Origin of the sequence: Kitasatospora sp. NPDC098652 (genome assembly GCF_044760155.1) — a bacterium.
Taxonomy (GTDB): Bacteria; Actinomycetota; Actinomycetes; order Streptomycetales; family Streptomycetaceae; genus Kitasatospora.
On record NZ_JBIWAQ010000037.1, the window covers coordinates 39,027 to 45,260 of the forward strand.

The 6,234-nt window shown below is 74.1% G+C and carries 9 protein-coding genes; 2 read left to right on the forward strand and 7 right to left on the reverse strand.

Annotated elements, in window-relative coordinates:
* Positions 1-19 precede the first annotated feature (19 nt).
* From ACIQWA_RS38875 to ACIQWA_RS38885, 3 genes are all read right to left on the reverse strand, one after another.
* Complete coding sequence (locus ACIQWA_RS38875; protein ID WP_402491340.1) at positions 20-853, reverse strand: arylamine N-acetyltransferase; 834 nt, start codon at positions 851-853, stop codon at positions 20-22.
* Between the two features lie 173 nt (positions 854-1,026).
* The gene (locus tag ACIQWA_RS38880) at positions 1,027-1,527 is read right to left on the reverse strand and encodes a peptidylprolyl isomerase (RefSeq protein ID WP_402491343.1); all 501 of its coding nucleotides are present in this window, start codon (positions 1,525-1,527) and stop codon (positions 1,027-1,029) included.
* Positions 1,528-1,600: 73 nt separating this feature from the next.
* On the reverse strand, positions 1,601-2,704 hold the full coding sequence (locus tag ACIQWA_RS38885) for an alkene reductase (RefSeq protein ID WP_402491346.1): 1,104 nt from the start codon (positions 2,702-2,704) through the stop codon (positions 1,601-1,603).
* A gap of 82 nt (positions 2,705-2,786) precedes the next feature.
* Between ACIQWA_RS38885 and ACIQWA_RS38890 the strand changes: the two genes are divergently transcribed.
* Positions 2,787-3,158, forward strand: a complete 372-nt coding sequence (locus tag ACIQWA_RS38890; RefSeq protein WP_402491349.1) for a MerR family transcriptional regulator — start codon at positions 2,787-2,789, stop codon at positions 3,156-3,158.
* Between the two features lie 21 nt (positions 3,159-3,179).
* Here the strand turns inward: ACIQWA_RS38890 and ACIQWA_RS38895 are convergent, their stop codons facing one another.
* Positions 3,180-3,629, reverse strand: coding sequence for a MarR family winged helix-turn-helix transcriptional regulator (locus tag ACIQWA_RS38895; protein WP_402491351.1), 450 nt, complete (start codon positions 3,627-3,629; stop codon positions 3,180-3,182).
* A 133-nt stretch (positions 3,630-3,762) separates the two neighbouring features.
* Here ACIQWA_RS38895 and ACIQWA_RS38900 point away from each other — a divergent pair, with 133 nt between their 5' ends.
* On the forward strand, positions 3,763-4,359 hold the full coding sequence (locus ACIQWA_RS38900) for an NAD(P)H-dependent oxidoreductase (RefSeq protein ID WP_402491354.1): 597 nt from the start codon (positions 3,763-3,765) through the stop codon (positions 4,357-4,359).
* Positions 4,360-4,462: 103 nt separating this feature from the next.
* On the opposite strand, the gene ACIQWA_RS38905 is transcribed toward ACIQWA_RS38900, so the two are convergent.
* From ACIQWA_RS38905 to ACIQWA_RS38915, 3 genes are all read right to left on the reverse strand, one after another.
* Entirely contained in the window at positions 4,463-4,930 is a 468-nt protein-coding gene (locus ACIQWA_RS38905) for a GNAT family N-acetyltransferase (RefSeq protein ID WP_402491357.1), read from the reverse strand.
* Between the two features lie 127 nt (positions 4,931-5,057).
* A complete protein-coding gene (locus ACIQWA_RS38910) occupies positions 5,058-5,924 on the reverse strand; it encodes an oxidoreductase (RefSeq protein ID WP_402491360.1) in 867 nt (288 codons plus the stop codon).
* 214 nt (positions 5,925-6,138) lie between these two features.
* On the reverse strand, positions 6,139-6,234 hold a 96-nt coding region (locus ACIQWA_RS38915), incomplete at its 5' end, for an acyl-CoA dehydrogenase family protein (protein WP_157849844.1).

The window sequence follows — 6,234 nt, forward strand, 5'->3', positions numbered from 1 at the left end:
GGACAGGCCCCGGCGGCCGTCAGGCCGGGCCCGTCGGGCTGCCGCTCGTTCCGGCGGAGGCGGCCACCGGCAGCCGGTCGAGCACGATGCCGAAGTGCTCGCGGTACGCGGACAGCGCGGCGGCCTCGGTGAGTTCCTCCTCGGTGCGGGTGCCGTCGGGGGCGGTGCGGACCAGCCGGGTGCCGTTGAGGGTGGCGCGGCCGCCGTCCGCGGTGAGCATCGAGCAGGTGGTCCCCCGGGCGAACGGGGACTTCGGCGAGGTGGCGTGCCACCAGCAGGTCGGCACGAAGTCGGCCAGCGGGTACGGGCGTCGGCCGATCCGGTACTGCGGCACCCCGTCCAGCAGGACGTCCAGGTCGCCGTCGTCGCCGTACGGCCGCAGCAGCACCGTGCCGTGCGGGTCGGACTGCTCGGCGCGCCCGTCCAGGCGCACCGGGAGCCGGGTGAACCGGCCGAACCCCACGTCGGCCAGCCAGGGCTCGTCCAGGTCGACCCGCAGCGCCAGGTGGTCGAACGGCGGCCCGGGCTGCTCCCCGCCGAAGACCCGGGCGGCCAGCAGGCTCACCCGGTACCCCAGCGAGCGCAGCAACTCGGCGAAGGCGCCGTTGAGTTCGTAGCAGAAGCCGCCGCGCCGACGGTCCACGACCTTCGCCACCAGCGCCGCCGGGTCCAGCACGATCGGCTCGCCGAGGTGGACGCTCAGGTTCTCGAACGGGACGGCCCGCAGATGGGCCTCCTGCAAGCGCGCCAGGCCCGCCGCCGACGGCGCCCCGGGATCCGGCACCCCGATCCGCTCCAGGTAGGCCGCCCGTACGGCCGGGGGCAGTTCCTCGTACGCGTTTTCATGATCCACCCGGCCATTCTCCACCCGGTCGGCGGGCTGCCGGCATCGGTCCTTCGGCCTAGGGCGCGCACCCCCGGGAGAGACAGCACCGGGAGACACCACCGCCCCGGAGCGGGAGATCGGCAGATCCGACTCCCCGCTCCGGGGCGGTGGTGTGCGTCAGGGGCCCAGGAGGGCTGCGGTCAGACGGACTCGACCACGCCGGACTTGGCGATCTTGATGGTGGCCGAGGTGCGGCCGCTCTGCGAGCCGAGGCCCTCGATCTTCTTCACGATGTCCATGCCCTCGACGACCTCGCCGAAGACGACGTGCTTGCCGTCCAGCCAGTCGGTGACGATGGTGGTGATGAAGAACTGCGAGCCGTTGGTGTTCCGGCCCGCGTTGGCCATCGACAGCAGGCCCGGGCGGTCGTGCTTGAGCTGGAAGTTCTCGTCCGCGAACTTCTCGCCGTAGATGCTCTTGCCACCGGTGCCGTTGTGGTTGGTGAAGTCACCGCCCTGCAGCATGAAGGCGGGGATCACACGGTGGAAGCCGGAGCCCTCGTAGCCGAAGCCGTTCTGGCCGGTGGCCAGCTCGCGGAAGTTGCGGGCGGTCTTCGGGACGACGTCGTCGAACAGCTTGAAGACGATGCGGCCCGCCGGCTCGTCGTTGATGGTGATGTCGAAGAAAACGTTGGAACCCATGCAGGGATCATGGCACGAGCGGCCGCGCGTCGCGCGCCACCCCCGTAGGGCGCGAGGTCACGGCGGCGTGTTATCAGACTCGTCCGTCCAGCGCGGGGTAGTCGGTGTAGCCCTCGGGGCCGTCGGAGTACATCAGCCCGTCGCGGAGCGGGTTGAGCGCGGCGCCGGTGCGCAGGCGCTCGACCAGGTCGGGGTTGGCCAGGAAGCCCCGGCCGAAGGAGATCAGGTCGGCGCCGGCCGCGAGCAGCGCCTCGGCGGCGGCCCGGCCGCCGTCCTCGGGCAGCGGCCCACCCCAGCCGAGCGCGGGGTTGGCGATCAGGGCACCGGGCCAGGTCTTGCGGATCTCCTGGAAGACGGCGTCCGCCGGGTCGGCGAATACCAGGTGCAGGTAGGCCAGGCCGTCCCCGGCGAGTTCGCCGACCAGGGCGCGGTAGAGCTCGGCGGTGTCGCCCTCGGCGATGCCCTGGAGGGTGCTGCCGGGCGAGAGCCGCAGGCCGACCCGCTCGGGGCCGATCTCGGCGGCGACCGCCCGGACCACCTCGACGACGAAGCGGATCCGGTGCGCGACCGGGCCGCCGTAGGCGTCGGTGCGCCGGTTGGTGTTCGCCGCGAGGAACTGGTGCAGCAGGTAGCCGTTGGCGCCGTGCACCTCGACCCCGGCGAAGCCCGCCTCGACGGCGTTGCGGGCGGCGGCCGCGAAATCGGCCACGGTCCGCCGGATCTCCTCGACGGTGAGCTCCCTCGGGACGACGGACTCGCGCGGCCCGCCCGGGGTGTGGATCGGCTCCGGGAGTGCGACCGGTGAGGGCGCCACCGGGTGCAGCCCGCTGTTGTCCGGGTGGCCGATCCGACCGCCGTGCTGGAGCTGGAGGAACATCCGGCCACCGGCCCCGGCCACCGCACCGGTCACTCCGCGCCAGCCGGCGACATGCTCGGGGGCGTACGCGGCGGGGATGTTGGCGTAGGTCCGGCCGACCGGGTTCGGGGTGGCGGCCTCGGCGATGATCAGCCCGGCGCCGGCGCGCTGCCGGTAGTAGGTGGCCATCAGCGGGCCGGGGACCCCGTCGGCGTCGGCCCGGGTGCGGGTCATCGGGGCCATCACCAGGCGGTTGGGGAGCGACAGCGGGCCGAGGCGGGTGGGCTGGAAGAGGCTGCTGGTTTCCGTGTTCGTCGTCATGCCGGAACGGTAGAAGCTAACATCGGTGTCAGGTTCAAGGCTTCGGCTCTCAGGCCCTCGGCAGGAACGGCGGGGTGACGGCATGCGGATCGGCGAACTGGCCCGGCGTACCGGCGTCAGCGAGCGCTCACTGCGCTACTACGAGCAGCAGGGCCTGCTGGCCGCCCGGCGCACCACGGGCGGCCACCGGGAGTACCCGGAGATGGCGGTGGACCGGGTGGTGCACATCCAGGAGCTGTTCGCCGCCGGGTTGAACAGCCGCACCATCCAGAAGATCCTCCCCTGCATGCGGGACTCCGACGGCGGCCCGAACGAGATCGCCACCCCGCTGCTGGTCGAGGAGCTCACGTCGGAGCGGGACCGGATCGACCGGATGATCACCGATCTGCTGCGCTCCCGCGAGGTGCTGGACGAGGTGATCGCCGGCGCCGCCGGACGGTCCGCCGCCGCGTAGCCGCCCGCCCCCTGGCGGGGCTCAGGCCTTGAGCTTGCGCCACACCGTCTCCAGGGCGGCGATGTCCGCCGCGTCCAGCCGGTCGGTGAACACCGGGGCCAGGACGGCCCGCCGGGTGGCGTCCGCCTCGGCGAAGAGCGCACGGCCCTGCTCGGTCAGCTCGATCCGCACCGAGCGCGCGTCCGAGGCCGAGGGCGTACGGGCCACCAGCCCGCGCCCGGCCAGGGCGTCCACCACCCGGGAGACCTGGCTGCGGCTCAGCATGGTCTTGGCGCCGAGGTCGGAGGCCGCCACCGGCTCCCGCTGCCCGGCCAGCCAGAGCATCACCTCGAACCAGGACAGCGGCAGCCCGTGTACCCGGGCGAGCTCCCGGTCCACCCGGGCGGCCAGCGTGGTGCCGGCCCAGACCAGGCCGTAGAAGGCGTGGTCCTGCTCCGACAGGGGGCCCAGGGAGAGATCGGCGCGGTCCATGCCGTTCATCGTACCGAGGTTGCGTGCGTGTGCACACAGTGCCGGGGTCGACGGGCGCCCCGCGGGCCGCAGGCCGCCACCGGAACGGCCGACCAGTAGCATCGGCCTCCAACCAGCCTGAGGGGGGCGGAACATGACACGGATCGGGGTCTACCTGGCGCATCCGCGGCCGGGCAGCTTCAACCACGCGCTGTACCAGGCCGTGGTGGACGAACTGCGCGGGCGCGGCTGCGAGGTCCGGGCGCACGACCTGTACGCCGACGGGTTCGCGCCGCTGCTCACCGCCGGGGAGACCGGCACGGTCGACGACGCCGGGGCCGCCACCGACCCGCAACTCGCCGCGCACCGCGCCGAGGTGGCCACCCTGGACGCCCTGGTGCTGATCCACCCCAACTGGTGGGGCATGCCGCCCGCGGTCCTGGCGGGCTGGGTGCAACGGGTGCTGGTCCCCGGCGTCGCGTACAAGCTCGGCACCGCCGACGGCGAACCCGCCGGACTGCTGCGCGCCGGGCGGGCCCTGGTGCTGAACACCTCGGACACCCCCGAGACCCGGGAGCGCGAGGAGTTCGGCGACCCGCTGGAGCGGATCTGGGCGGCCTGCGTGCTGCCGTACGTCGGCGTCACCGACGTACGGCGGACGGTGTTCCGCACCGTCACCGGCGCCCCCGCCGCCGAGCGCGCCGAATGGCTGCGGCAGGCCCGGGAGCAGGCGGCCGCGCTGCTCGACTGAGCCGGCCCGGGCGCGGGGGCTCGGGCGAAGGCGCTCGGGCGAGGGGGCTCGGGCGAAGGGGCTCGGGCGAAGGGGCTCGGGCGAAGGGGCTCGGGCGACGCGGCTACAGGTCGAGCTCCGCCACGGCCTGGTCGCCGCTCAGCTCGCCGGTCGGGCGGAAGCCCAGCCGGGCGTAGAACCCGGCGGGGCCGTCCGGGCCCGGGTGGTAGGTGACCGTCGCCCGGGTGCCGCCTCGGCGGCGGATCTCCGCGCAGACCTGCTCGACCGCGAACCGGCCGTAGCCGCCGCCCTGCTGCCCGGCGTCGACCAGCAGGCGCCACAGGCCGGAGCGGAGGCGGTCGTCGGGCCGCTCGGGGTGGAAGCGGAGGTCGAAGAAGGCCATCACGAAGCCGACCGGCCGGCCGCCGTCCACGATCAGCCGGGGCCAGGCCGCGTCCCCGTACACGTACGCCTCGGCCAGCGACTTCGCCACCGGGGCGACCAGGCCCTCCTGGTCGGGGCGGACCCGCAGGGCGAGGGCGGCGTCGATGTTCTCGGGGGTGAGCCGGGCGAGGCTGATCTTGTCGGACATGGCGGGCAGCCTAGGCAGCCGGGCTGCCCGCCGTCGCCCGAATTTCCCCGGCGGCCGCCGGGGCGGGGATTCAGACCCGGCGGGCCGCCGGGCGGGGATCCAGACCCGACGGCGGCCCGGACGGGGATCAGGCCCCGGCCGGGAAGTCGGTGCCGCGGCCGACCGCCGCCCAGGCCTCGGTCTCCTGGCGGGCGCCGTCCAGGTGGCCGAGGACGGCGTCCACCGCGTCGGTGCCGAGCGCCAGCCGCAGCGGGGTCCGCTCGGCGGCCAGGGCGGTCAGGATCGCCGCGGCGGCCTTCGCCGGGTCGCCCGGCTGCTTGCCGTCGGAGTCCGGCAGGCCGGTGCGGACCGGGCCGACCAGCGGCTCGTAGGCCTCGATCGGGGCGGAGTGGGCCAGCGCGCCACCGCCCGCAAAACCGGTCCGGAACGCGCCCGGTTCGACGACCAGCACCTTGATCCCGAAGCCGGCCACCTCCTGGGCCAGCGCCTCGGACAGCCCCTCCAGGGCGAACTTGGTGGCCGAGTAGGCGCCGACGCCGGGGAAGGAGAAGCGGCCGCCCATGCTGCTCATCTGCACCACGGCGCCGGTGCCCCGGGCCCGCATGTGCGGCAGCACGGACCGGGTGAGCGCGGCCGGGCCGAAGAAGTGCAGCTCCATGAGGTCGCGCAGCTCCGCGTCAGTGGTCTCCTCGACGGCGCCGATCAGGCCGCGCCCGGCGTTGTTGACCAGCACGTCGATCCGCCCGTGCCGCTGCACGGTCTCGGCGACCACGGCGGGGATCCGCTCCTGGTCGGTGACGTCCAGCTGCACCGGGACCAGCCGGCCCGGGTGGGCGGCGGCCAGTTCGGCCAGCGTCTCGGGGCGGCGGGCCGCCGCGACGACGGTGTCGCCGGCCGCCAGCGCGGCCTCGGCGATCGCCTGGCCGAAGCCGGAGTTGGCGCCGGTGATCAGCCAGACCTTGGCGTCGGTGCGCTGCCCGGGGGTGCTGCTCATGATCCGTGGTCTCCCGCAATGATCGTGCTCGGCAAACGAGTTGACGATCATTTATGACATTCGGCGACCCGTTCGTCCAGGAGAGTCGGATGCCGGACCAACAGCCGGACCAGGGCCGGACCAACAGCCGGACCAGGGCCGGACCAACAGCCGGACGACGAACGGCCCCCGACCGCACGGCGGCGGTCGGGGGCCGTTGCGAAGTACCGGACGGCTACGGCAGGTTGCGGGCCATCACGATCCGCTGGACCTGGTTGGTGCCCTCGTAGATCTGGGTGATCTTCGCGTCCCGCATCATCCGCTCCACCGG

Bases quoted from the DNA above. Each gene is read 5' to 3' on its own strand.
- ACIQWA_RS38880 (WP_402491343.1), bottom strand. From the start codon at position 1,527: ATGGGTTCCAACGTTTTCTTCGACATCACCATCAACGACGAGCCGGCG.
- ACIQWA_RS38910 (WP_402491360.1), bottom strand. From the start codon at position 5,924: ATGAGCAGCACCCCCGGGCAGCGCACCGACGCCAAGGTCTGGCTGATC.
- ACIQWA_RS38885 (WP_402491346.1), bottom strand. From the start codon at position 2,704: ATGACGACGAACACGGAAACCAGCAGCCTCTTCCAGCCCACCCGCCTC.
- ACIQWA_RS38900 (WP_402491354.1), top strand. From the start codon at position 3,763: ATGACACGGATCGGGGTCTACCTGGCGCATCCGCGGCCGGGCAGCTTC.
- ACIQWA_RS38905 (WP_402491357.1), bottom strand. From the start codon at position 4,930: ATGTCCGACAAGATCAGCCTCGCCCGGCTCACCCCCGAGAACATCGAC.
- ACIQWA_RS38895 (WP_402491351.1), bottom strand. From the start codon at position 3,629: ATGGACCGCGCCGATCTCTCCCTGGGCCCCCTGTCGGAGCAGGACCAC.
- ACIQWA_RS38890 (WP_402491349.1), top strand. From the start codon at position 2,787: ATGCGGATCGGCGAACTGGCCCGGCGTACCGGCGTCAGCGAGCGCTCA.